This window comes from Bradyrhizobium sp. 14AA (assembly GCF_054185205.1).
On record NZ_JAVAYM010000003.1, the window covers coordinates 434924 to 457717 of the forward strand.

Consider the following 22794-nt stretch of genomic DNA (forward strand, 5'->3'; position numbering starts at 1 on the left):
CAAATCACTCGGAGAGCGGCCGAAGCGCTTGCAGATCGCGTTGAAGTCCGAGGACATGGGCTGTGTGGCCATTTCCAGCAGGGCCCACACGAAACAGCTTTTTCCGCGAACCAAGCAGGCGCTGCCGGATCTCGACCGAGATGGGTGGACCAATTCAGGGAGAATTTCGATGAGCAATGCACCCCAAGCGGCCGGCATCCTCTACCGCCTCAACAAGGCCTGCTCGGCTGAGGAGATCTTTGCGCTGCTTGGCGTCGACTACGATCCCAGGATCGTCAATGTCGCGCGCCTGCATATCCTAAAGCGCATGGGGCAACATCTCGCCAAGGAGCAATTCGCCGGTGCCGCGGAAGCGGAGGTCGCTGCGCGCTGCAAGGCGATGCTGGAGCAGGCCTATGCCGATTTTGTGGCCTCTTCGCCAATCGACCAACGGGTCTTCAAGGTCTTGAAGGATGCGGTCGCGGAGCCCAAGAAGCCGGCCGCCTTCGTACCGCTGGGTACGTTGAAATAGTCTTTCTCTTATTGCCGTCTGCGTCAGAGCAAATAGGTGCGGCGCCTAGGCGTGCGCCTCTTCGTTCGGTCGAGTCTGTGGAGCGCCCGGGAGACGGCCCTGTCGCGTTTCCGACCTATGTCGCGGCCATGTTGTTCCCGATGCCAAGAACCACGTTAGCAACCGCGCCCAATTCATTCTTTGGTGCATGACCTCGCGGTGTTCTCAGTTGGTATGACACTTGCTGCTCTGCACCAAGTCCGCCCGACAACAGATTGACCTTGTTCTGGAGAACCGCATGCATAGCGTCATCTGCATTAAACAGGTCCCCGACCCAGCGCAAATCTGCGCGCGGTTCCTGTTAAACACGATTGTGCAGCAGGGTATGCCGACAAGCCGTCGCGAAGCCGTAGCCGCGGAGGCGCCCCCCAGTTCAGTGGCTAGCCCGTCGGCGAGATCACCGTGCACGCTATGGGACCGTATTCACCTGAGCCTTGACTGCGGAAGGTGCGCACCTTGGGTGCCGAAGTTGCGGTGCTGTTTACCGAATGCTCCTTTGTCGATGAATCGACGCTACCCACGACGTACGCCAGTGCGACCGCGATCTCGAAGACCAAGGAGCTATCTGGTGGGACCGCTGTCGTGCTTATTGGCAAGTCGGCCATTGACGGCGGCATGGCGCAGGTCGGCCCCTGGATCGCAACATAGTCCTGTTTATTGCAGCTCAATCACCTCGCCAGAACCGTCGGTCTCGATCTCCGCGTCCGCAGCTTCTGATGTGGAACGCCGACGGTACCGTCCTCCGCAAAGAAGGCCCTGGGTGTGAACCGCGAGCAACCGGCGAACGCGCTCATCAGGGCCACGTTTAACCGACAGTCGAAGCCAGAGCCCGATCGTGTCGCGCAGGCGCGTGGATCGGAAGGAGAATGCAAAACCATGAGCAACGTCATCAAGGCTCCCACATCAGCCGCAGCGGGCCGCGCAGCAACGAAGAAGCAGTTGCCGGACCGGTTCAAAGCCTACAAACATGTCTGGGTGTTCGTCGAGCAGGAGCGCGGGCAGATCCATCCCGTCTCATGGGAGCTTATGGGGGCGGGCCGCAAGCTTGCCGACAGGCTGAAGGTTAAGCTTGCGGCTGTTGTCGTCGGCCCTGAGGGCGAGGCCACGCGCAACGCCGCGCTCGAAGCTTTCTGTTACGGCGCCGATTTGACTTATCTCGTGGCCGACAATGTGCTCTCGGATTATCGTAACGAGTCCTACACCAAGGCGCTGTCAGATCTCGTTGAGATCTACAAGCCCGAGATCCTGCTGTTAGGGGCAACAACGCTCGGCCGCGACCTCGCGGGCTCCGTCGCCACTACTGTCCTGACAGGGCTCACCGCCGACTGCACCGACCTCGACGTTGACCTGGATGGATCGCTTGCAGCTACCCGTCCGACCTTTGGCGGCTCGCTGCTCTGCACCATCTACACGCTGAATTACCGGCCACAGATGGCAACCGTCCGTCCGCGCGTGATGCCGATGCCGGAGCGTGTCGCACGCGATCCCGGCCGCATCATCCTCCATCCGCTCGGCTTGGTCGAAGACGATATCGTGACCAAGGTGCTGTCGTTCATCCCCGACCGCGATTCGGCCAAATCCAATCTTGCGTACGCCGACGTCGTCGTCGCCGGTGGGCTTGGGCTCGGTTCTCAGGAAAACTTTCAGCTTGTACGCCAGCTCGCCGGCGTGCTCGGTGCCGAATATGGCTGTTCCAGGCCCCTCGTACAAAAGGGATGGGTCACCTACGACCGACAGATCGGCCAGACGGGTAAGACGATCCGGCCTAAGCTCTATATCGCCGCGGGCGTTTCCGGCGCGATCCAGCATCGGGTAGGCGTCGAAGGCGCCGATCTGATCGTCGCCATCAATACCGACAAGAACGCGCCGATCTTCGACTTTGCCCACATCGCCATCGTCAGCGACGCCATGCATCTGTTGCCGGCGCTGACGGACGCGTTTCGTGCGCGGCTCTCGCCACATTCGCGCGACCGGATTGCGAGCTAAAGGAGGCTATCATGATCGAGGAAAGGTTCGATGCAATCGTTGTCGGCGCCGGTATGGCGGGCAACGCGGCGGCGCTGACCATGGCCAGGAAAGGTATGAAAGTGCTGCAGCTCGAGCGCGGCGAATATGCCGGATCGAAGAACGTTCAGGGGGCAATACTTTATGCGGAAATGCTGGAAAAGCTGATCCCGGAGTTCCGGGAGGACGCACCGCTTGAGCGACATCTGGTCGAACAACGGTTCTGGATCATGGATGATCGCTCCCATGTCGGGCTACATTACCGCTCTGAGGATTTCAATGAAGAGCGGGCTAACCGGTACACGATTATCCGGGCCCAGTTCGATCGATGGTTCTCCTCAAAAGTGCGCGAGGCAGGCGCGACCGTGCTGTGCGAGACCACCGTCACCGATCTTGCGCAGGATGCTTATGGCAGAGTCATCGGTGTTCGTACGGATCGCCAGGATGGCGAGATCCATGCAGATGTCGTGGTGCTGGCCGAGGGCGTGAACGGGCTGCTTGGCACGCGTGCGCGCCTGCGCGAGCGCCCGAAGCCTAACAAGGTGGCTCTCGCGGTGAAGGAAATGCACTTTTTGCCGCGCGAGACCATCGAAGCGCGTTTCAATCTGAGCGGCGACGAAGGCGTTGTCATCGAAGCTGCGGGCACGATTTCCGGCGGCATGACGGGAATGGGCTTCATCTACGCCAATAAGGAGTGCATTTCGCTCGGGATCGGGTGTCTTGTCGCAGACTTCCAGCGCACCGGTCGGACACCCTACGAGCTGCTCGACCACTTCAAGCGCCACCCGTCGGTCGCGCCCCTGATCGAGGGGTCCGAGGTCAAGGAATATTCCGCGCACCTCATCCCCGAGGGCGGCTACAAGGCCATCCCGCAGCTCTACGGAGACGGCTGGGTCGTTGTCGGTGACGCGGCGCAGCTCAACAACGCCATTCATCGCGAGGGGTCCAATCTTGCAATGACGTCCGGACGGATCGCGGCCGAAGCGATCTTCCAGATGAAGTCACGCCGGCTTGGCATGACTGCGGAAAATCTCGCACTCTACAAGAGGATGCTGGATCGCTCCTTCGTCTTGAAGGACATGAAGAAGTACAAGGATATGCCGAGGCTAATGCATACCAACTCGCAAAACTTTTTTCTGACCTACCCCCAGCTCATCTCCAAGGCGATGCAGACCTACCTTCGGGTTGACGGTACGCCAAAGTCTGAGAAACAGAAGTCGACGCTGAAATCCTTTGTCAATGCGCGGTCCTGGATAGGGCTGTTCGGCGATGCATTCCGCTTCGCCCGCGCCTGGCGCTAATTGTTCGAAACGCGAACCCGAAACCAATGAGGCTGACTATGAAGGTCGAGAGATCAATGCGTGTCGAAGACAAGTTGTTTTGCAACCGCTATCTTGTGGACGCCGGACGGCCCCACATCAAGGTGCGCGCACACACCAAGCCCTCGCCGCAGCTCCTTGCGCTTTTGAAAGCCTGCCCCGCGCGCTGCTATGACCTCAATGACAAGGGCCAGGTCGAGGTCACCGTCGACGGCTGCATGGAGTGCGGCACCTGCCGCGTCATCGGTGAGCCCACCGGCGACATCGAATGGGGCTATCCGCGTGGCGGATATGGGGTGTTATTCAAATTCGGGTGAGGGGACAACGGTTGCCTCCGCGTTATCGGTAAGGCGGAGAATATCTCACGGCGGAGTCATTTCGCCGTACCTTGCGTGCGCGCCAGAGGCCGAAAGTCGACTGACGCTCAAATATTCGGATGCAAGGGCACGCTCGGCGAACTCAGCTCGTGAATAATGGGCGTCCACCCCGAGCCCGCCCCGGGAGGGGCGAGGCGAAGGGTGCGAGGAGGGTGGATTACTCCGCCGCTTGTAGCGTGCCACGCCCTGCTGCCTCGTTCGCAACCGCAACTGACTGCACGATCGCGGCAAAGCGCACGGCCGTTTGAATTGTGTCCGAGCTGACGCCGGATTGCCGCAGCGCCTTCTCATGGGCGTCCATGCTGGCACCGCACCCATTGATTGCGCTTACTGCCAGCGCCCACAACTCGAAATCGGCTCTGTCCACACGGGGACTGCCAAGCCAGTTCATGCGAAGCCGAGCGGGCATTGTCTTGTATTCGGGATTGGAGGCGAGATGAACGAAGCGGTAGTAGACGTTGTTCATCGCCATGACGGATGCTGCGGATTTCGCTGCCTCGACCGCCGCTGGCGTCATCACAGCGCTTGCTGCGGATTCCATTGCGGCCGTCACGATCGGATTGCGGGTCGCGATCGCGCTCGCCAGCAACAGCCCGTATTTGCTTTGTGGGGACAGTGTTTCGTCCGCCATCATCGACGCCAAATTGAGCCTGACGTCCTTGGCGAAATCCGGAATCCGGTCTTTCAACTGATCGATCGACATATCCCCTCAAGCAACTTTCAGTGTCTCCCCGCCGATCTCGCGGTTGCACGGGCAGAGCTCGTCAGTTTGCAGGGCGTCCAGGACGCGCAGCGTGTCCTTCGGGCTGCGGCCGACATTGGGATTCGTGGCATAGACATGCTGGATAGTATTCTCAGGATCGACAATGAAGGTCGTGCGATGGGCAACGCCATCGGCCGAGCGGCCGCCCAAGCCATCGACCAGCGCGCCGTCCGTGTCGGCAAATTGCCAAATCGGCAGATGGTGCAGGTCCTTGTGCTCGCGCCGCCAGGCAAGCTTGCAGAACTCGTTGTCAGTCGAGCCGCCCAGCACGACCGCATCGCGGTCGGCGAAATCCTTGGACAGGCGGGCGAACTCGGCGATCTCGGTCGGGCAGACAAAGGTGAAATCCTTAGGGTAAAAGAAGATGATCTTCCATTTCCCAGGAAAGCTCCTTTCGGTCAGCGTCTCGAAGGCGCTCTGTCCCTTCTCTTCGTGCAAGTGAAAGCCGGGCTTTACCCCAGTGATTTGGAACGACGGCAATTTACTTCCAATTCCAAGCATTTTATCCCCACTCGAGCGCTTAGGGCGAACCCAGTGAACTGGATCAGTGAAGCAAGCGATGTGCCATGAGATCGTTCGGCTTAACTGTCGCTACTACAACATTCCCTTCGTGGTTATGACGGGTCCGAGCCATACTATGACACCAAGCCTGTAGCTCCTGAATTCAAACTGTCTTGGACCAAGAGCTCCGGAGAACGAAGATCTATCGCAAGCTCCGTCGGCAGCACGCGACCACCAGGACAGGCGCCCGGCCCCGATCCGTGAGCAGGCCCGCGACGATGTCTACGGCGAGAAGCAGAATGAGGCTGGAGGCAAGGTCCTGAGCTTGTCCACAGCAGGCACTACGGCTGGAGTTGCAGCCCATGGCAGGGAGTTGTGCCCGCAAATAGTCCTCGGCGCGATCGAGGCCTCTCGACGCTGGGCACCTGCTGTTTGGGCTGCAATCCCGCCCTCGAGTTGCGCAGTTGAATGAAGCGCTGCCATCCTCGTCTGCTTGGCAGGCCAATGACCACCAATCGAATTGCGATGGGCCTTTCCTCCAGAGTTTCTGGGCGGAAACCTGAGAATACCGGAGGGAATGACCAGCCCCTGTGGGAACATTGAGTGCTACCGACTAAGCGAGACCAATAGGCATACCTTTTGCTGTTGACGATAAGCGATACACATCGAGTGTACTGGGACGACGGCGCATTGTACCTCATGCATCATTCTCGCTGCGCGATGCCCTTGGGCAGGATCCGAAATGAACCTGCCCATATCCGAGCGCAAACCCGATGTCGCGCAGTGAGCGCTATAGGAATCAGGAGAACCAGATGATCAAGGCCAGGAAGGAAAGGGTCCGCGAACTAATTCGGTCACTCGAATCGGTCCAGGTGCGAAGTCAGACTCTCGGCAAAGAAGAGAGTACGCTCGAAGGCAGGTCGCCCTCCTTGACCGAGACCGGGACTGGCAGGAGAACGATGCAGCGCATTCCCGGCGCGAAGCTAGCGACGACATCCAAAGCGCCATCGATCACATGAGGGTCACTGTCGGTGATGACAGCCATGTCGGAACCTAAAGGAGCGCCGAAGCCGCCCCAATCATTGCCGCCTTCTAAGGCTCGCGCCCATGCGCTCCTCATGGAACGCTAGTGAGCAGCCGCGGCTACACAGGCACGCTCCGGCGCCCCCCGGCGCTGGCGATTGACGCTATGGGCAACAGGCGCTTGATCTGCCGGCAGGTTGTTTGCCCGTGCGATGCACACTGCCAGAGAACGACAGTGAACGACGTATTTACCTCCCGTGGACGCGGTTCCTTTTGAGACGCGACAAGTTCTTCAGGGGAGAAGCGATCGACGACAGCCCGGTTGATGTGGGTCCCCCTTGTCGCCACGCGATAGTTCGCGAGTTCCACCGCGAACGAACGGCAGCGGACGCGCAGTGCAGCCGATCGAAGCTGAAATCACATTGGCTATCGTTCGGCTATCAACGATGTGGCCGACCCGCTACTCGCCATGTTCGGAGTCGCACAAGGACTTGGCCGCAATGGAGTTGAACCTGCCGCTGCGGGGCGGCTGACAACGCTCGATGGATACCGGCGCTCGCGCCGGCGATTCTGGAGCACTGTTGGGGAAGCGAGGTTCGACGCGAGAACCGCTATGACCCCAACGACTATGGCGCTGCTGTTCTCGTCGCCGTGCTCACCGGCGTACCTTTAAGAGGGATGACCTGGTGACTAGCCGCCGGAATCCCGCGAGTCCACCAGCTGACCTTTTTCTTGAGAACGGTCCAGATCTTGCGAACCCATGAATTGCCGCGCTCGTCATTGTGTCTTCTAGAACCCTCGGGCGACCTGAAGCGATCTCCGCGCAACATAAATCTATATGAGTTGTGAGCCCTCGCATTTCCGGTTCGACGACGAAATCCCCGGGTCGAGGCGCGTGCGTGACCAGTCTGATATGTTCGCGACTCTCGGTTCGCAGGCGCAGCAGAGCCGATGAGATCCGACAGCGCGCCGTGCCCGTAATGCGTATTGGGCGGGCGACGGCGTCCAGATGTGGCTCAGTGCTCGATAGTTGCCGTGTCGGTGTTCGGGCGCCTCGGAGCAGCTACAATGCTCAATCCGGGTGTGCCTTCATTGCAGAACGGCCTTGCCCATACGGAATACGGGTTGGCCCGCCTGTCCTCCGGTCTGGTTGTCGGGGCGCGACCAGCGGAAGTCACACGTCTGGCTCAAAGCTTGCAACAGACGAGACGAAGCAGGAGACCTGGTAGGGCGCTTGACGCTAAGCCCCCGCCGGTCAAGGGAGCGGCCGTCTGCGCGCATGGAAGCTCGAGTCTGAGCACAGTTGGAGATTGTGAAAGTGGCGATAGGCTTTGTGAAGTGGTTCAATCCTGAAAAGGGGTACGGATTCATCAGGCCTGAGGACGGCAGCGCTGACGTCTTCGTTCATATATCGGCGGTCCAAACGGCGGGATATACAACTTTGGCTGAGGGCTCGCGCGTGAACTACGAGCTCGTCCCCGGCCGCTCCGGCAAGATGTCGGCTGAAAACCTTCGTGTTGACTGAAGCCGGACCTCTGCCGTTGTTAGACCCGCTGATCGGGAGGAGAGCCCGGCTGCGATCCATTCAGTTCAACTGGCGTGTATGTCAGGCCCCTTGGATCATCTGAAGCTGCTCGATGACCCATCCTCCTATATGAAATTCCCGGAGCATCAGCCCGCGCAGCCATTCGCGTTGGTCGATTGACCAACGCGACAAGAAACCGCCTTCGGCATGCGGCGTACGCCGGGGTCGCGCGCACAAGGAAAGTGATCGTGATGCGACTCCCTTCGGTGTGCCCTTGAAGCAGCATCCAGCTTGCATTGCGTTAGTCGAAATGCAGCTTGAACGAGCAGCGTTGAGCGGTAATCCGTAAGGAGGTTAGCTTGACCGCCCCAGGTAAGGCGACCACAGACGTCTACGGACGGTCGCAGGCAAAGCTTCAGGGTTATAGATGAGACTCGATCGAGTTTGCTCTTGACGACCGGGAATGCCCATCGCATTGCGCCTCCTCTTGGAGATTGGGCGGATCAGGGAGACATAGATATCCATTGATAGCGCGAGAGTCTGAGCTAAGCCCCGAGTAGGCAATCGAGATTATGTCCCAGACGGTCGAGGATTTCCTCGACGGAAATTGGGGCGGTCCATGTGAGGTTCGCCATCAAGATCTTGATTTTAAGCAGCGACGCTTGCCTGCCCGGAATCTCCTGCTGACGTGGCGGCCTCTGGGACTTGCGATCGCGCTTGAGACGCCGAGACCAGCGAGACGTGCTTGAGCTGGGCGAATACGTCCATTCCGTCCTTGAGCCGTAGCATATCAAACGAGTAACGCGTGATGCGCGCCAAAATGTCCGCACTTGAGCCGCCGGTGCCAAGCGAAAGCACCAGAGTGATCTCGGACGCGTCGAGCGGACAACAAGCTTTAATCCGCGCCGGGAAGACATTGATGATGGTGCTTGAGCGCGGTGCTTCGCGGGTGATACTGACCTCGTTGGCCGCGATGCGCAGCCGCTGGTGCACGCCGGGTGCAAGCGGCGCAGCCGGCACTAAGAGCCGCGCACCTTTAAGGCGGAGGATGAGTAGCCCATAGCGTCCGTCATAGCCGTCGACCACGGCATCAGGGCTGACTGCGGCTTCGTGGCTCCCCGCAAGGAGCAGCGCTGGATCGCTCTGCAAGATATGCAACGGGCCGGCCGCGGTGATCGTACACGCTCCATCATCACGAGGTGATTGGCGAGATGTTCGATCTCAGCCATGTCGTGGCTGATGTAGATCATCGGCACGGCGAATTGTTCATTCAGGCGCTTAAGACATGGCAACATCTCACGCTTGGCCCAGCGATCCAGGGTGGCGAGCGGCTCGTCCATCAGAAGAACTCTCGGCTGGGACAACAGCGCACGGCCGATGGCGACGCGCTGCCGCTCGCCAGCGGAGAGATGAACTGGCGAGCGTCGAGCAGTGGCGCTATGCCGAGCAATTCGGCCACCTCATCAAATGCAATCGATCTCGGCTTACGTTTGGGCGCGGCGTAAAGCAAGTTACGCCTGACCGACAAATGTGAGAAGAGACATGGCTCTTTAAAGACACAGCCGATCGGACGAAGATGCGGCGCGCGGAACGTCGTCTCGTTCTGCCACACCTCGCCATCGATGACGCAAGAACCGGCCGACAACCGCTCCAGCCCTGCGATGCAGCGCGCCACCGTAGTCTTGCCGCAACCTGGCGGGCCAAAAATCCCAGTCACGCCTTTGGCCGGTATGCTGAACTGCGCATTCAGCGGGAAACGAGCGCGCTTCTCGCTGAACGCGACGTCGATCCGGCCCGGTGTGGCTTTCCTCACGTGCTCCTCCGTCCGAGGTATTTATCGATCGAGGTCAAGATCAGGATGACCGCAAGGGCGAACACCAACATGCCCCCAGCAACCCAGCTTGCCTCGTGCCAGCGCGATGCTTTGATATAGTCGAACAGAACGCCGGACAGTACTTTGGTACGTGCTGGAATGTTGCCGCCGATTATCAGTACGACCCCGAATGCTGCGATCGTATGCGCAAACCCAAGCACGGCAGCGGTAAGAAAAGCCGGTCGTGCCAAAGGCAGGGCAACGGTAAAGAAGGCATATGACGGAGAGGCGCGCAGAGTGGCCGCGGCTTCGAGCGGTCGGTCGCCCATTGTAAGAAAGGCGTTGCGGATCGGCTGGACGACGAGTGGTAGTGCGCTCAAAACCGTTCCGACAACGAGCCCCGCAAAGGTGAAGGCGAGCGTGTGCTCGCCCCAGAGAGATGCGAGCAGACCGCCCGGTCCGGCCGGGCCGAGAAAGGCCAGCAGATAGAAGCCAAGCACCGGTTGCGGCAGTATCGGCGGCAGCACGACGATAGTCGCCACAGCCTCACTCCAAATGGTCTTTGAGCGCGCTAGCCACCAGGCGAGAGGCGTACCAACTATCAAGAGAATCATGGTCGTAACGCCCGCGAGCTCGATTGTCAGTCTGACCGACACCCAGATCTCATGGTTTTCCATGCGTCGTCTCCAGGCTTGCCACGCATAGCCACGCCGCGCGATCCCTGCGTGGCATTCCGGTCCTTAGGAAATCGACGAAGGCGCGTTTGTCCTTTGAGCCAGCCTCGGACAGCACGGTATGCTGCCGAGGCGACCAAAAGTCTCCTGCGGCACTAGCCGCCGCCATGCGGTCCCGCAATGCGTGCGCCTCGGCAGCGTGACGAACTCTGGCTCGGCTCTGCCGGTTTTGGTGAGTTTGATCGGTTTGCATAGTACTGGTGCCCTCGATGAGCTTCTGCTGCATGTCTTCACAGACGCCGAGCGTTTGCGAAAATGGCATCTCGAACACCTCCGCGCGATTTGCAACAGCACTTGATCTCCACAGCGCGAGCCTGCCTGCCGCATGGACGAAACCGCGCTCAGGTAACGCGAGACGGTTGTGGCTAAGTCTGCTCGGGCAATTGCGGTCGGCCAAAAAAAGCAGCTGAAATGACACGGTTTGTCCATTGTTCCGAACTGCACTCCGCTTGCGCCAAAACGAGAGATTGTGTTGTGCCGAGTCCTCGATCTGAGCCGCGCTGCATCTCGTTGCCCCGCATCGAGAGGTTCGCGGCGCCGGCCGTAGTGATGTTCGCAGCTTGCGTACTAACAAGCATAAGCAGCGCCAGAATTGAATTGATCAAGATCATACGGCCAATCATCATCGGTGACTCCTGACATGCAGCTACGACCCTTTCGGCCGTCGCGCCTCCTCATCATCCAGCAATCTGCGTGCCGCTTCCGGAGTATGATCGCGCGCTGCTTGATGATGGTGAATCACATAATTTGCCAGCTTGGGTTCCGGAATGGATGTGGATCTTTGTCAGATTGCCGACAGCGGCCAGCTTCAACCGAACACAGATGGCAGCAAGATGGAGGCCTAGGATGATAACTAGCGTCCCTCTGCCACGATGTGAACGTCTACTTGACGACGGCGATGTGGCGACCTCAGGACGAGGCGCTTAGCGCACCAAATAGTTCTCGAGTCTGGACTACTGAATCTGGCTCGGACAGACCGCTTAGTGCACGAGCGAAGCAGCAGCGGCTGCCGAGAGGGGGGATCGCGGAAAGCGAGCAGGTCCTCCCGCTGGTGTTTTTGATGCGCATGGAAGAAAAGCCATTGCGCGGGCGCGCTCCACTGATTCCGGAAGATTGAGCACACTTTCAGCAACACCCCCGTACGAAACGAGATCCCCTAGATCAGTGAGTTCCAAATGCCGGCGCGAAGAACCAGAGCTGGCTTTCGCGCTGTCATCCGTATCGACGGTATAACGCATCTGGCGGGCCTTCGGACTCCAGCCGCACCGGTTGGAGACGTTCAAGCTCTCGACCGATCCGAATTTCGTGGCCCAAAGTTCGCGATGTGGTGGGCCTCTACGTCGCACCGCCGGAGGACGCCATCTTTCTGTGTATGATGAGAAGTCCCGAATCCAGGCCCTGGACCGCAGCCAGCCGATGCTGCGGATGCGTCTGGGCCAAGCGGCCCGAAGGAGCCATGACTACAAAAGGCATGGCACCACAGCGCTGTTCGCTGCCCTCGATACTGCAACCGAACGGGTCATCGGCAAATGCTACGGGCGCCACCAAACCGCCGAACTCCGCAAGTTCCTAGACCAGATCGAGGATGGATACCGCGCCAACTCCACGTCCATCTCGTCATGGACATTTACGTCGCGCACAAGACCCAAATGATCCGGAGATGGTTGGCCAAAAGGCCGTGTTGGCGCGTGCACCTGACCCCGACTCGCAGCGTAGCCGCGCCGACATCGCCTCCTTCATCGAACGACACAACGCCGACGACAAAACGTTCCTATGGACCAAATCCGCAGATGACATCCTGGCTTCCATCGAACGTTTCTGACGATACAATGCCCCGGCAGAACGCGACGCGAGGTTGCGAACTTCTGGTTCAGGATACTAGTTCCGGGGTTTTGAACGTCACAAGATGTCGTACACCAAACGCCATCCGCGCTGTCTATCGACCGCGCTACGGCTTAAGAGTTGTGCCGAGACTCAATGCTGACACGCTCACCCTCCTTTCCTTCACCAGAGTTGGTAGTGTCTCGATCCCGTTTGGTCGTGTACGATAAACTGGTAACTCGCCTTGATGCTGGGACGCGTGATGGTGGGACGCAGGTCTGACAGGGCAAGTGCAGCAATGACAAGCGGGGGTAATCCGCACGTATCACGTTTCCTTCAAATGACCGCGCCGATTTCCAGGCCGCGCGTCGCATCGAGCAAGTTCGTGAGCCTGCGGCGCGATGCTGATGGCAGGACCGTCGTCAGAGCGCACGGCGGCTCTCGCCGGCGAACACTAGGTGCAGGCCGGATCTTGGCATGGTCCGCACCTAAGTACGCAGGGCACGGCGTGATGGCGTTCCACAGCAACGGCGGGCCAGACATTTGGATGAAGTTGGCTTACTTCCCGGCGCCGTCACACGCATGGGTTAACTACCGCGAGGTCCGGGCTGGTCAGTGGCGTCGCCTGCGCGGTCTCCACGGGTTCGCATGTCGGGGCAAATCACCACCGGAGCATGAGCATGGTTGAGAAATCGAACCAGTCGCCGAAAGTATTCTCGCATTTGCGTGTGATCGAGATCGGTAGCTCGGCCGCAACCAGCTATTGCGCGCGATTGTTTTCCGATTTCGGCGCCGATGTTCAGAAAGTAGAGCCGCCAGGAGGCGATCCAATTCGCCGCAGCGCGCCCCTAACGCGACGCGGCCAGAGCGCTTGGTTCGCATTTCTGAACTTCAACAAGTCAAGCATCATCATCGACCCCACTAAGCCGGATGCTCGCGCACGGCTGTCGGCACTGATCGAGGATTGCGACATTCTAGTCGATGGGCGCGACATCGATTCTGCGGAGTGTCCCTCGATAGATATCGCTGGAATCCGTAAGCGGTGCCCCGAGTTGATCTACCTTGAAGCGAGCTGGTTCGGCCGCAGGGGCCCGTATGCACGATATGCCGCAACTGATTCGACAGTTCGCGCGCTGGCGGGCCTCATCAAGCTAGTTGGGCCAGTCCAGGGGCCACCCTTGCACGCGCCGGATTTCCAGGTTGGGATCCTCGCCGGCCTTTGGGGCTTCATCGCCGCGGTTGCGTCGGCGATTGGGCTAATGCAGGGTGGGAGTGGGCGATTCTGGTCGCTCAGTGTTCTCGAATCTAGCCTCGCTCTCAGCGAGTACCTCATGTCCGAAGCGTTTGAACGCGGCGACGTCATGCGTCGAATTGGAATCAATCGCTTCTGGCCGGGCTCGATCGGCGTTTACGAAACGAAAAAGGGGCAGCTCGGAGTTACGGTGATGACGCCGGCACAATGGCGCGCATTCTGCGACATGCTCGGCCTATCCGAGTTGCATGATGATCCCGCTTTTGGCTTCACAGAATATCGTCTACAGCACAAGGAACAGATCGAACGACAAGTCATCCCCAGGTTGAAAACGCGGACCGCGCGAGAGTGGTTCGCGGAAGCGCTAAAGCGCAAAATTCCGATCGTACAAGTGCCCGAGATATTCAATCTGTTGCAGGATCCAGAGAAGAAACAACGCGGCGCGATCGCGCCTATTCTATTTGGCGAAGAAAAGGCCTTCACGGTTGGTCCCGTTCAGCGGCTGACATTGACGCCGCCGCGCCGCGGAGGGAAGGTTCCGAACCCCGGCGAGCAGCAGGTGTTCGTAAGCAAGCCGAGACGCCTGATCCGCACTGCGCTGGCAGCCCCCGACTGCAGCGACGCCGATCAGCAGCCGTTAGATGGAATTCGTATTGTCGACTTCTCGATGGGCTGGGCTGGCCCGTTGTGTACGCGCACGCTGGCTGACCTTGGCGCGGACGTCATAAAGGTCGAGGCTGTCCAATACCCGGACTGGTGGCGCGGCGTTGACCGGCGGGCTGTCTACATCGACGATCAGATGTACGAAAAGACTGCGCGATTCTGTATCATGAATCGCAACAAGCGCGGTATCACACTCGATCTGACGCGACCGCAAGGCGTCTCTCTTGCCAAAGACCTTGTGACGACAGCCGATGTTGTCGTCAGCAACTATTCAGTCGATGTGTTACCGAAACTCGGGCTTGGTTACGACGTGCTTAGAATGCTCAACCCTCGGCTCGTCGTAATGTCAATGTCAGCGTTTGGTACGGACGGAATGTATCGAGATTGCCGGGCCTACGGCTCGACCCTCGAGCAGGGCTCGGGCTTGCCGAGCGTGATCGGAAAAGCTGACGGCCCGCCCGTGATGAGCCACGTGGCGTTTGGGGATGCCGTCGGCGGGTTGAACGGCTGCGCTGCAGTTCTGGTTGGGCTTGTTCACGCCCGCGATACCGGCCAGGGACAGTTCATTGACCTTGCACAGGTCGAATGCATGATGCCGTTTGCGGCACCATGGATTACCCTCCACTCGATCGACGGTACGCCTCCGACAAGATACGGAAATCGACACCCGCAGTTCGTGCCACATGGGTGCTTCCAATGTGCGGGTGACGACAATTGGATTGTGTTAGCCGCGACGAACGAGGACATGTGGCATAGACTTGCGCTCCTTATTGGCCGGTCTGACTGGGCGGATGATGCATCCCTCAAATCCGCGGAAGCTCGCCGGGGTATTGAACATCTCATCGAGACGGACATCGCAGCCTGGACGCTCACTCGCGATGCGGATCAGGCGATGAACGAGTTGCAAGCCGTAAAGGTTGCTTCCGGCGTGGCCCGGCTGCCAATCGATCTCTTCAAAGATCGGCATCTCAGGTCGCGCACATTTTTGCAGGAGGTCGAACGTGCTTTCATCGGTTTGCACCCACAGCCCTCGATGCCAATTCGCGAAAGGGTAGGACCCTATGTGATCCGCACAGTGGCGCCGACGCTCGGGCAGCACAACAGAGAGATCCTGTCAGGCCTTCTTGGCCTGTCCGACGGCGAGATCGCACAATTGACGAGAGATGGGATCATCGGTACAAAGATGCTCTCCGAACAGCAGCTGGCAAAAACAAAGAAGATGTCACTGCGCTGACCAACTAGTGGCTCTGCACAGTGATTTTGACGGGTTGCGCCTGGCAGCGATCAGATCAGCTCCGGCAGGCTTTTGGGATCAACGAGGACCTCGATACTGCGAGGTGTGTTTGGCTGCCGTTTGATGAGGCCGGCTCGCTCAAGGGTTAGCACCATTTGGTGAACCGAGGGCGGGCTGACGCGAAAATACTCTCGCATGTCGGTTTCCGCCGGGGGTCTGCGGTGCAGCCGGGTATAGAGGTGGATGAAGGCAAGGTACTGCCCTTGCTTGGGCGTGAAAGTTTTTGCCGAAGGACTCACGCCGGCCATCCGATTCAGTTGTTCGTGCGTGCCTCGATCAAGGAGGCAGGCATGAATGTACGCTATCGGGTAGAACTCAGCCAAGTCGAGCGCACCGAACTCAAGACGCTGCTCAGCGGCGGCAAGCATGCGTCCCGCAAGCTCAAGCGCGCACTGATTTTGCTGGCTGCCGATGCCGGGGCCAGCGACGAGGACATTGCCAGGAGCGTTGGCGTAAGCGGCTCGACCGTGTACCGGACCAAGCGGCGCTTTGTGGAAGGCAATCTGGAGCGGGCGTTGAGCGAAGAGCCGCGTCCCGGAGCAGAGCGCAAACTCACGGGCAAGGAAGAAGCCCTGCTGGTGGCGACCGCCTGTGCCAGCCCTCCAAAAGGCCGTGCCCGCTGGACGCTCAAGCTGTTGGCAGGTGCGATCATCAAGCTCACGGACCACAACAGCCTGTCGCACGAGACGGTTCGGCGGCGTCTGGCGGAAAATGACCTCAAACCCTGGCGCAAAGACATGTGGTGCATTCCGCAGGTCGATGGCGAATACGTCGCCCGCATGGAGGACGTGCTCGACCTCTATGCTGAGGCGCCCGATCCCAAGCGGCCGGTCGTGTGCCTCGACGAAAGTCCGGTGCAGTTGATCGGCGAGGTCCGTCAGCCAATCCCGGCCAAGCCGGGCCGGCTCGAACGTTACGACTACGAGTATCGTCGCAATGGGACAGTCAATCTCTTCGTTCTCCTCGACGTGCATCGGCCCTGGCGCAAGGTCAAGCTCACTGAGCGGCGAACAGCGGAAGACTATGCCCGATGCATCCGCGACCTCGTCGACATCCATTATCCCGATGCCGAGACCATCCGGATCGTCCAGGATAATTTATCAACCCACTCCGCCGGTGCCCTGTATCAGACCTTCCCGCCCGCGGAAGCCAGGCGGATCTTGCGGCGGATTGAGTTCCACTACACCCCCAAGCATGCAAGCTGGCTCAACATGGTTGAGATCGAGATCGGCGTCTTGCGGGGACAGTGCCTCGATCGCAGGATCGACGATCCCAAGCGACTGCGCCGCGAAATCACCGCTTGGGAGCGGCAGAAAAATGCTGCACGCTCACGCATCAAATGGATGTTCACGACGGAAAAGGCCCGCGCCAAATTGGGCCGTGCCTACCCTAACACTTCCAAAGAGTCATAATCTCTGTGCAGAGGTACTAGTCCAAGTTGCCGCCGCTCCTGGGTTTCGCGGATTGAAGCCCGATCCGAGGAGCGAGCTGCCCGATGGCTCACGCGGCGCCGCTTCTGCCGGCCTTCTCAGTGGGGCAGTGGTTCGAGGCGATTATGTTTAAGGGACTCACGTAGCGGATTGTGGAGCGACTCGCTGATCCGGGGCCTTTCGGCTTAGTGTCTCCTCTCTCCTTAGCGAATTTAAGGCGGCGCGCGCGGACATGCTCGCGTACTCCTGATCTAATAGGCGGGGACCGACAAGCCCCATTGTCATGCCAGAGAGAATACCAGTTGACTCTGATAGCCAGTAGTCGGCGTGCGCTCTTTCATTTCGAAGCGGCACGATATTCGACAATCTTGCGCCCCTCGCGGGCGAACAAGGCCGTCGATCGTTGCGCCTTCTCTCAGCTTGAACTCCCGAGAGGGCGTTCCGCGTCTTCGTCTTCCGGCGACATCATGCATCGCAAGCCGCGGTTCCGATCGAACCCGCTGTCGCTCCTACATCGCTGGAGACTGATGTATGCAAACACAACTTCGGACAGCCAAGACAATATTCCCCACCAGAGTTGATAGTAGCTCGTACTCTTTGAAGACGTATCATCAATTACAGCGTGGCCCCATCGGCGGTGGCGCAACTCGTCACGATTACATAGGGCGTATCAATGGCAAGCCTAGTCAATCGGTTTCAAATCTCACTCGGCATTCAAGTACATAGTGAATGTCGCCACCAAAAAGTCATCCACCTATCTACCAGATCGCCCGATTGCGCGCGGTTTGACCGCGTCACAAGATGTTCACCGCATGCTCCTGCGCCATCTCCGCCGGTCGACATCAATGCGACTGGGGAGTTGCGTCTTGCCTCCTCTCAGCCTCCCGTGAGGTTCCGGCCTGATTACGATCCTCTCTCCGCGTACGCATGCCGGACGTATTGAAAAATCCGCAATGCCGGGCGCTGGTTCTGGCGATCGGCGGCCCAGCGAGCAGCCAAGTCGAAGAGTAGGCTTGTTGGAGACTTATCCAGTGAACCCGAGGCTCGAAATGATAGTTCCTGCAAAGTTGACAGAAACCCAGCTGCGAGAGCGCGTCGCAAGTATCTTGCGGAGGATTGAGGAGATGGAATCTGCGTATGAGAGCATCACGGTCGGAGAGCTGGTTTCGAGGCGGGCGAGAACGCAAGGGTCGATTACCGCAATCGACATATTTGACCGCGACGAGCGCGCAAGCTACTTCGAGATGGATAGATCGTCTAACAAATACGCGCATGCGCTGCGTGCGTTCGGCGTGCGCAAGGGCGATCGAATAGGCGTGATGCTGCCTAATCGCATCGAATTCCCGATTCTTTGGTTCGCGATTGCGAAACTCGGTGCGGTGATGGCGCCGATCAATTTGCGCTACACGCCGAGGGAGATCGAATATGTTCTCAGCGATACACAGGCTAAGTTCGCTGTGGTCGACGAGTCGACGTGGTCAGCGTTCTCGGCCATAGAGCCTTGGCCGCGCGATCTTGCGAAAGAACGAGTGATTCTCGTTGGAAAGCCTCTACACGGCGCAGCCACTACACTCGATGGATTGCTCAAGGGCATCGACGATTGTGTGGTCGAAGAGGATGTCAGCGCCGACGACCTGTTGAACATTCAATATACCTCCGGCACAACGGGCTTTCCGAAGGGGTGCATGCTGACGCACGAGTACTGGGGCGTGTACTCATACCAGGGAGCGTGTTGGGACGAGCGGCCCTACCAAAGGTATCTGTCTGCGCAGCCCTTCTTTTATGTCGATCCGCCAGCGCATCTACTGAAGGCGTATCGACAGGGGGGTACGCTCTACCTTGCGCCCCAACTCAGCTCGACGCGCTTCTTCGGTTGGGTCAAGCAGCACCGCATCGATTGGTGCCAGCCCACCGAGCTGATTGCACGCCAGGCCGAGGCCGCCGACGAAGATGGCGCGACATATCTGAAGCAGATTCTGAATTGGGGCTGGAGTCCAGATACTGTACGCCAATTCCGAGAGCGATTTCAGGTGCGCACCGAGGAAGCATACGGCATGACGGAAATCGGCTTCGGCACACGAATGACGAACCAGCTCGACGAGCTGGCCGATTCAGGTTCAGTTGGCATTCGCGCACCGTTTCGGGCGCTGCGGCTGACGAACGAGGATGGCGGCCCCACGCCGGTCGGCGACGTCGGTGAACTGTGGGTGAGGGGGCGGGGGATCTTCAAGGGCTATTGGAACAAGCCGGAAGCAAATGCCTCCTTGTTTGAAGGCGGATGGTTCAACACCGGTGATCTGATGCGTCGCGATGAATACGGCTTTCACTGGCTGGTGGGGCGCACGAAGGATATGATCCGCCGCTCGAGTGAGAACATCGCTGCACGCGAGGTGGAGGCGGTTATTCGCGAAATTCCTGAGATTGCGGATGTGGCCGCCGTGCCCGTTCAGGATGTAAGGCGCGGCGAGGAGGTCAAGATTTGCGTCGAATTGAGAGAAGGCGTCACGCCAGACAATTTGGCCGTCGAGCGCATCCTCAAACACGCTCGTGCGAACCTTGCAGTATTCAAGGTGCCGCGCTACATCGCCTTCACTCAGGCGCTTCCTAGAGCGACCACCAGCAATAAAGTGTTTAAACGGGAGCTGATGGCGGTAAGTGATCCGCTTGCCGGGACCTACGACACTGAGGAGAAGCGCTGGCGCTGAAACCGACTGTTACATCAGTTCGCGATCCGCTGTCGCCAGTCGACAGGAAGGCCGTTTACAATCTCCGGTGCGCATAGCCTTCTGGGGCTGGACCGGATTGTTTTTCGCGTCAGGAATGCCGCGCAGGGTATTCCGTGAGCGGCACACCGTTGCCGGGATGAGCACTGCCGTAGGAGCTCGCAGCGGCCTGCCGCCGCGAGTTCCCGATGTGCCTCCCTGTGAGCCTAGAATGCGTGGAGGCTGTGTACCCTCGGAGTCCTAAAGCCGCGAACATTAGAAAAAAGTGTGGCCTGCCTGGTGCGGCTTGAGACAGGCCAACTGCGTTCAGCGAAAGTAAGAGGTAACGATGATGGTCTCTGAAGTGTTCATCACCTGTGCGGTCACAGGAGGCGGGAATTCGGTTGAGCATAGCCCTCATGTGCCGGTGACCCCGGAGCAGATTGCGGACTCGGCGATCGAGGCGACGCGGGCAGGAGCGGCGGTCGTGCACATCCACGTTCGTGATCCCAAGACCCGCAGGGGCTCGCGAGATCGCGCACTGTTTCGGGAAGTGGTGCAGCGTATTCGGAAGTCGGATGTGAATCCGGTGATCAACTTGACTGCGGGGACTGGCGGCGACCTCGTGCTGGGTGGGGCGGACGCTCCCCTGCCGCCGGACCCGGAGGGGACCGATTTGGCGGGCGCACTGGAGCGCCTGGCGCATGTGGAAGAGTTGCGCCCAGAGATCTGCACTCTGGATTGCGGAACGATGAACTGGGGCACTCGCAGCGAGTACATCCTGGTCAATACCTCCGCGACGCTGCGCGCGATGGCCGCACGGGTGCAAGAGCTCGGAGTGCGTCCTGAACTCGAAGTATTCGATACCGGTCATCTGGTATTGGTGCACGATTTGATTAAAGAGAGGCTGATCGACGATCCACCGCTGATCCAGCTGTGCATGGGGATTCGTTACGGCGCGCCGAACGATTTGACCACTCTGATGGCGCTGGTGCACCAGCTCCCGCCGCGTGCCGTTTACTCGACCTTCTCGATCGGGCGAATGCAGCTTGCGTATGCGGCATTGGCGCCACTGGTCGGCGCGAATGTGCGGGTCGGATTGGAGGACAACCTGTACCTCTCCCGCGGGCGCCTGGCGGCCAACGCCGAGCTCGTGCAGCGAGCGGTAGAAATTGTCGATCGGCTAGGCGTGCGAGTGATGAGCCCGGATGAGGTGCGCGACAAGCTCGCCCTCAATGTCCATACCTGAGGGATCAAAGTTCATGTCTGAGAGATCGAACTTCTCCGGGAAGCGGCCCCGCACGGTCGGGCTACTCGGCGGCGGCGTCATCGGCGGGGGGTGGGCAGCACGGTTTGTCCTCAATGGAGTGGACGTGCGGCTGTATGTCCGGTCGTCTGGTGGGCTCGAGCGGGTGCAGAAGATGCTAGCCAACGCACGGCGTGCGTATCGGCGGCTCATGTCGGTCCCGCTGCCTGCCGAGGGGGCACTGACCATCGTAGAGTCGATCGCGGACGCGGTGCGCGGCGTGGACCTCGTGCAGGAGTCCGTGCCGGAGCGCTTGGAACTGAAGCAGCAGCTGCTCGTGGCAGCCAGCCGGGCCGCCGAACCGGGCACCCTGATCTGCTCCTCCACCTCCGGATTTCGGCCGTCGGTGCTGCAGGGCCAGATGGATCGCCCCGAATGCATGCTCGTGGCGCACCCGTTCGCTCCCGTGTACCTGCTGCCCCTCGTCGAACTGTCCGCCGGACAGCGCACTACGCCGGAGGCGTTAACGAGAGCGGAGGACTTCTACCGATCGGTCGGAATGTATCCGCTCGTTGTGCGCAAAGAGGTTGATGCGTTCATAGCGAACCGGATACAGGAGGCGGCGTGGCGCGAGGCGCTGTGGCTGGTGCACGACGATCTGGCTACTGTGCAGGAGGTCGACGACGCTGTCCGCTACTCTTTCGGGCTCCGCCGGCCGATCATGGGGCCCTTCCTGGCATACCGTGTCGGCAGCGGCGTCACCGACATGCGCCAGACCATGAAGCGGTTCGGAGCTTCGCTGAAGAAGCCATGGTCGAAGTTCACTAATGTGCCCGAACTTACGGACACGTTTCTGGACAAGCTGGCCGAGCAGGCACGTGCGCAGGCTGGGACCGAGAACTCGTCCATCACGGAACTCGAGCAGAAGCGCGACGACGGCCTCGTCGCTATTTTGCGAGGGCTGCGCTCGGAGAACTCTGGGGCGGGCGAGGCACTCGCGCGCTGGGAACGGAAGCTACGAGATCGCCCCCCTCAAATCGCCAGCGATTCCGGTCCACTGCGAACGCCGATGCTGCAGATCCCGTCTGACTGGCTCGACCACAACGGTCAAATCACCCAGAGCCACTACCTCCAGCTCTTTCACAACGCTACCGAAGCTCTGTTCCGGTACATTGGTATCGACAACGTGTACCGCTCAAACATCGGCAGTTACTGCCCCCTCGAGGCGCACCTGTCCCATTTCATGACCCTGTACACCGGCGATCGCGTCCAGGTGCTCACGCAGGTTCTCAGTGCCGACGAAAAACGCATTCATCTTTTCCACGTGCTCACGCGCGAAGGTGACGGCAGCTTGGCGGCTACGAGCGAAGAGATGATGACTTTCGTGAGGGTCGGCACTGGACGCAGCGGACCCGTGCAGGGCAACGTGCGCGACCGCTTACTGGAGCTAGCACGGCTGCATTCGGAGCTGCCCTATCCGGAGCGCGCCGGCGCAATTATCGGGATCCGCTGATGCACTAGTCTAACTCACCTCGCACGTGAGGACTACCCTCACAGTCTCGCTACGGCGTATCGGGCCCTTTCGTCGATATGCATCAGCTGCTCGACGAGGCAAGCGTTTTTGCTGTGATCGTCAGATTTCGACATCTCGGCTGTTGGTGCGCCGCACGCTTCGACCAGGTCGAGCGGCCCGGACACGGGCACCCAGTGCCTCGGATCGAAATCCGAGCCCCTGCTCAAAATCACGCCGACCGGGGTGTGGTGTACACGGACTGGT

16 protein-coding genes and 2 pseudogenes are annotated in these 22794 nt (G+C 59.6%); 12 read left to right on the top strand and 6 right to left on the bottom strand.

The window, feature by feature from the left end; translation table 11 throughout:
• The first annotated feature begins 169 nt into the window (after window positions 1–169).
• The 5 genes from nifW to RAD15_RS09810 all read left to right on the top strand — a co-directional run bounded on the left by nifW (window position 170) and on the right by RAD15_RS09810 (window position 4190).
• Window positions 170–511, top strand: a complete 342-nt coding sequence (nifW, locus tag RAD15_RS09790; protein WP_458176693.1) for a nitrogenase stabilizing/protective protein NifW — start codon at window positions 170–172, stop codon at window positions 509–511.
• Window positions 512–1006: 495 nt separating this feature from the next.
• Window positions 1007–1198, top strand: coding sequence for a hypothetical protein (locus RAD15_RS09795; protein WP_458176695.1), 192 nt, complete (start codon window positions 1007–1009; stop codon window positions 1196–1198).
• Window positions 1199–1426: 228 nt separating this feature from the next.
• On the top strand, window positions 1427–2536 hold the full coding sequence (locus tag RAD15_RS09800; protein WP_458176697.1) for an electron transfer flavoprotein subunit alpha/FixB family protein: 1110 nt from the start codon (window positions 1427–1429) through the stop codon (window positions 2534–2536).
• An 11-nt stretch (window positions 2537–2547) separates the two neighbouring features.
• Complete coding sequence (locus RAD15_RS09805) at window positions 2548–3855, top strand: FAD-dependent oxidoreductase (protein ID WP_426411720.1); 1308 nt, start codon at window positions 2548–2550, stop codon at window positions 3853–3855.
• Window positions 3856–3893: 38 nt separating this feature from the next.
• Window positions 3894–4190 (top strand): ferredoxin family protein, encoded by a 297-nt coding sequence (locus RAD15_RS09810; RefSeq protein WP_458176699.1) that lies wholly within the window; start codon window positions 3894–3896, stop codon window positions 4188–4190.
• Between the two features lie 217 nt (window positions 4191–4407).
• Here RAD15_RS09810 and RAD15_RS09815 read toward each other — a convergent pair whose 3' ends face one another.
• Both RAD15_RS09815 and RAD15_RS09820 read right to left on the bottom strand, forming a co-directional pair.
• Window positions 4408–4953, bottom strand: a complete 546-nt coding sequence (locus RAD15_RS09815; protein ID WP_458176701.1) for a carboxymuconolactone decarboxylase family protein — start codon at window positions 4951–4953, stop codon at window positions 4408–4410.
• Window positions 4954–4959: 6 nt separating this feature from the next.
• Window positions 4960–5514, bottom strand: coding sequence for a peroxiredoxin (locus RAD15_RS09820; RefSeq protein ID WP_458176703.1), 555 nt, complete (start codon window positions 5512–5514; stop codon window positions 4960–4962).
• 2341 nt (window positions 5515–7855) lie between these two features.
• Here RAD15_RS09820 and RAD15_RS09825 point away from each other — a divergent pair.
• Entirely contained in the window at window positions 7856–8062 is a 207-nt protein-coding gene (locus RAD15_RS09825) for a cold-shock protein (RefSeq protein ID WP_458176796.1), read from the top strand.
• A gap of 648 nt (window positions 8063–8710) precedes the next feature.
• Here the strand turns inward: RAD15_RS09825 and modC are convergent.
• The 3 genes and pseudogenes from modC to RAD15_RS09840 form a co-directional block, all read right to left on the bottom strand.
• A pseudogene (gene modC, locus RAD15_RS09830) lies at window positions 8711–9875 on the bottom strand (molybdenum ABC transporter ATP-binding protein).
• Window positions 9872–10552, bottom strand: coding sequence for a molybdate ABC transporter permease subunit (locus tag RAD15_RS09835; RefSeq protein WP_458176705.1), 681 nt, complete (start codon window positions 10550–10552; stop codon window positions 9872–9874). Before RAD15_RS09835 ends, modC begins: the two are co-directional and overlap by 4 nt.
• Window positions 10539–11027, bottom strand: a complete 489-nt coding sequence (locus RAD15_RS09840; protein ID WP_458176707.1) for a hypothetical protein — start codon at window positions 11025–11027, stop codon at window positions 10539–10541. Before RAD15_RS09840 ends, RAD15_RS09835 begins: the two co-directional genes overlap by 14 nt.
• Before the next feature lie 815 nt (window positions 11028–11842).
• Between RAD15_RS09840 and RAD15_RS09845 the strand changes: the two are divergent.
• Both RAD15_RS09845 and RAD15_RS09850 read left to right on the top strand, forming a co-directional pair.
• Window positions 11843–12431 (top strand): annotated as a pseudogene (locus RAD15_RS09845) (IS630 family transposase); the annotation flags it as partial.
• 679 nt (window positions 12432–13110) lie between these two features.
• Window positions 13111–15579, top strand: coding sequence for a CoA transferase (locus tag RAD15_RS09850; protein ID WP_458176709.1), 2469 nt, complete (start codon window positions 13111–13113; stop codon window positions 15577–15579).
• Between the two features lie 50 nt (window positions 15580–15629).
• Here RAD15_RS09850 and RAD15_RS09855 read toward each other — a convergent pair whose 3' ends face one another.
• Complete coding sequence (locus RAD15_RS09855) at window positions 15630–15887, bottom strand: LexA family protein (protein WP_458176711.1); 258 nt, start codon at window positions 15885–15887, stop codon at window positions 15630–15632.
• Window positions 15888–15929: 42 nt separating this feature from the next.
• On the opposite strand from RAD15_RS09855, the gene RAD15_RS09860 reads away from it, so the two are divergent.
• The 4 genes from RAD15_RS09860 (at window position 15930) to RAD15_RS09875 (ending at window position 22530) form a co-directional block, all read left to right on the top strand.
• The gene (locus tag RAD15_RS09860; protein WP_458176713.1) at window positions 15930–17051 is read left to right on the top strand and encodes an IS630 family transposase; all 1122 of its coding nucleotides are present in this window, start codon (window positions 15930–15932) and stop codon (window positions 17049–17051) included.
• A 1142-nt stretch (window positions 17052–18193) separates the two neighbouring features.
• Window positions 18194–19774 carry a class I adenylate-forming enzyme family protein gene (locus RAD15_RS09865; RefSeq protein ID WP_458176715.1) on the top strand — a complete coding sequence of 527 codons (1581 nt, stop codon included), beginning with the start codon at window positions 18194–18196 and terminating at the stop codon, window positions 19772–19774.
• Between the two features lie 349 nt (window positions 19775–20123).
• Window positions 20124–21020, top strand: coding sequence for a 3-keto-5-aminohexanoate cleavage protein (locus RAD15_RS09870; protein ID WP_458176798.1), 897 nt, complete (start codon window positions 20124–20126; stop codon window positions 21018–21020).
• Between the two features lie 13 nt (window positions 21021–21033).
• Entirely contained in the window at window positions 21034–22530 is a 1497-nt protein-coding gene (locus RAD15_RS09875; RefSeq protein ID WP_458176717.1) for a 3-hydroxyacyl-CoA dehydrogenase NAD-binding domain-containing protein, read from the top strand.
• Window positions 22531–22794 lie beyond the last annotated feature (264 nt).

What these genes read in the sequence shown, in the direction of transcription:
- nifW (WP_458176693.1), top strand. Translation starts at nt 170, where the DNA reads ATGAGCAATGCACCCCAAGCGGCCGGCATCCTCTACCGCCTCAACAAG.
- RAD15_RS09800 (WP_458176697.1), top strand. Translation starts at nt 1,427, where the DNA reads ATGAGCAACGTCATCAAGGCTCCCACATCAGCCGCAGCGGGCCGCGCA.
- RAD15_RS09805 (WP_426411720.1), top strand. Translation starts at nt 2,548, where the DNA reads ATGATCGAGGAAAGGTTCGATGCAATCGTTGTCGGCGCCGGTATGGCG.
- RAD15_RS09810 (WP_458176699.1), top strand. Translation starts at nt 3,894, where the DNA reads ATGAAGGTCGAGAGATCAATGCGTGTCGAAGACAAGTTGTTTTGCAAC.
- RAD15_RS09815 (WP_458176701.1), bottom strand. Translation starts at nt 4,953, where the DNA reads ATGTCGATCGATCAGTTGAAAGACCGGATTCCGGATTTCGCCAAGGAC.
- RAD15_RS09820 (WP_458176703.1), bottom strand. Translation starts at nt 5,514, where the DNA reads ATGCTTGGAATTGGAAGTAAATTGCCGTCGTTCCAAATCACTGGGGTA.
- RAD15_RS09835 (WP_458176705.1), bottom strand. Translation starts at nt 10,552, where the DNA reads ATGGAAAACCATGAGATCTGGGTGTCGGTCAGACTGACAATCGAGCTC.
- RAD15_RS09850 (WP_458176709.1), top strand. Translation starts at nt 13,111, where the DNA reads ATGGTTGAGAAATCGAACCAGTCGCCGAAAGTATTCTCGCATTTGCGT.
- RAD15_RS09855 (WP_458176711.1), bottom strand. Translation starts at nt 15,887, where the DNA reads ATGGCCGGCGTGAGTCCTTCGGCAAAAACTTTCACGCCCAAGCAAGGG.
- RAD15_RS09860 (WP_458176713.1), top strand. Translation starts at nt 15,930, where the DNA reads ATGAATGTACGCTATCGGGTAGAACTCAGCCAAGTCGAGCGCACCGAA.
- RAD15_RS09865 (WP_458176715.1), top strand. Translation starts at nt 18,194, where the DNA reads ATGGAATCTGCGTATGAGAGCATCACGGTCGGAGAGCTGGTTTCGAGG.
- RAD15_RS09870 (WP_458176798.1), top strand. Translation starts at nt 20,124, where the DNA reads ATGGTCTCTGAAGTGTTCATCACCTGTGCGGTCACAGGAGGCGGGAAT.
- RAD15_RS09875 (WP_458176717.1), top strand. Translation starts at nt 21,034, where the DNA reads ATGTCTGAGAGATCGAACTTCTCCGGGAAGCGGCCCCGCACGGTCGGG.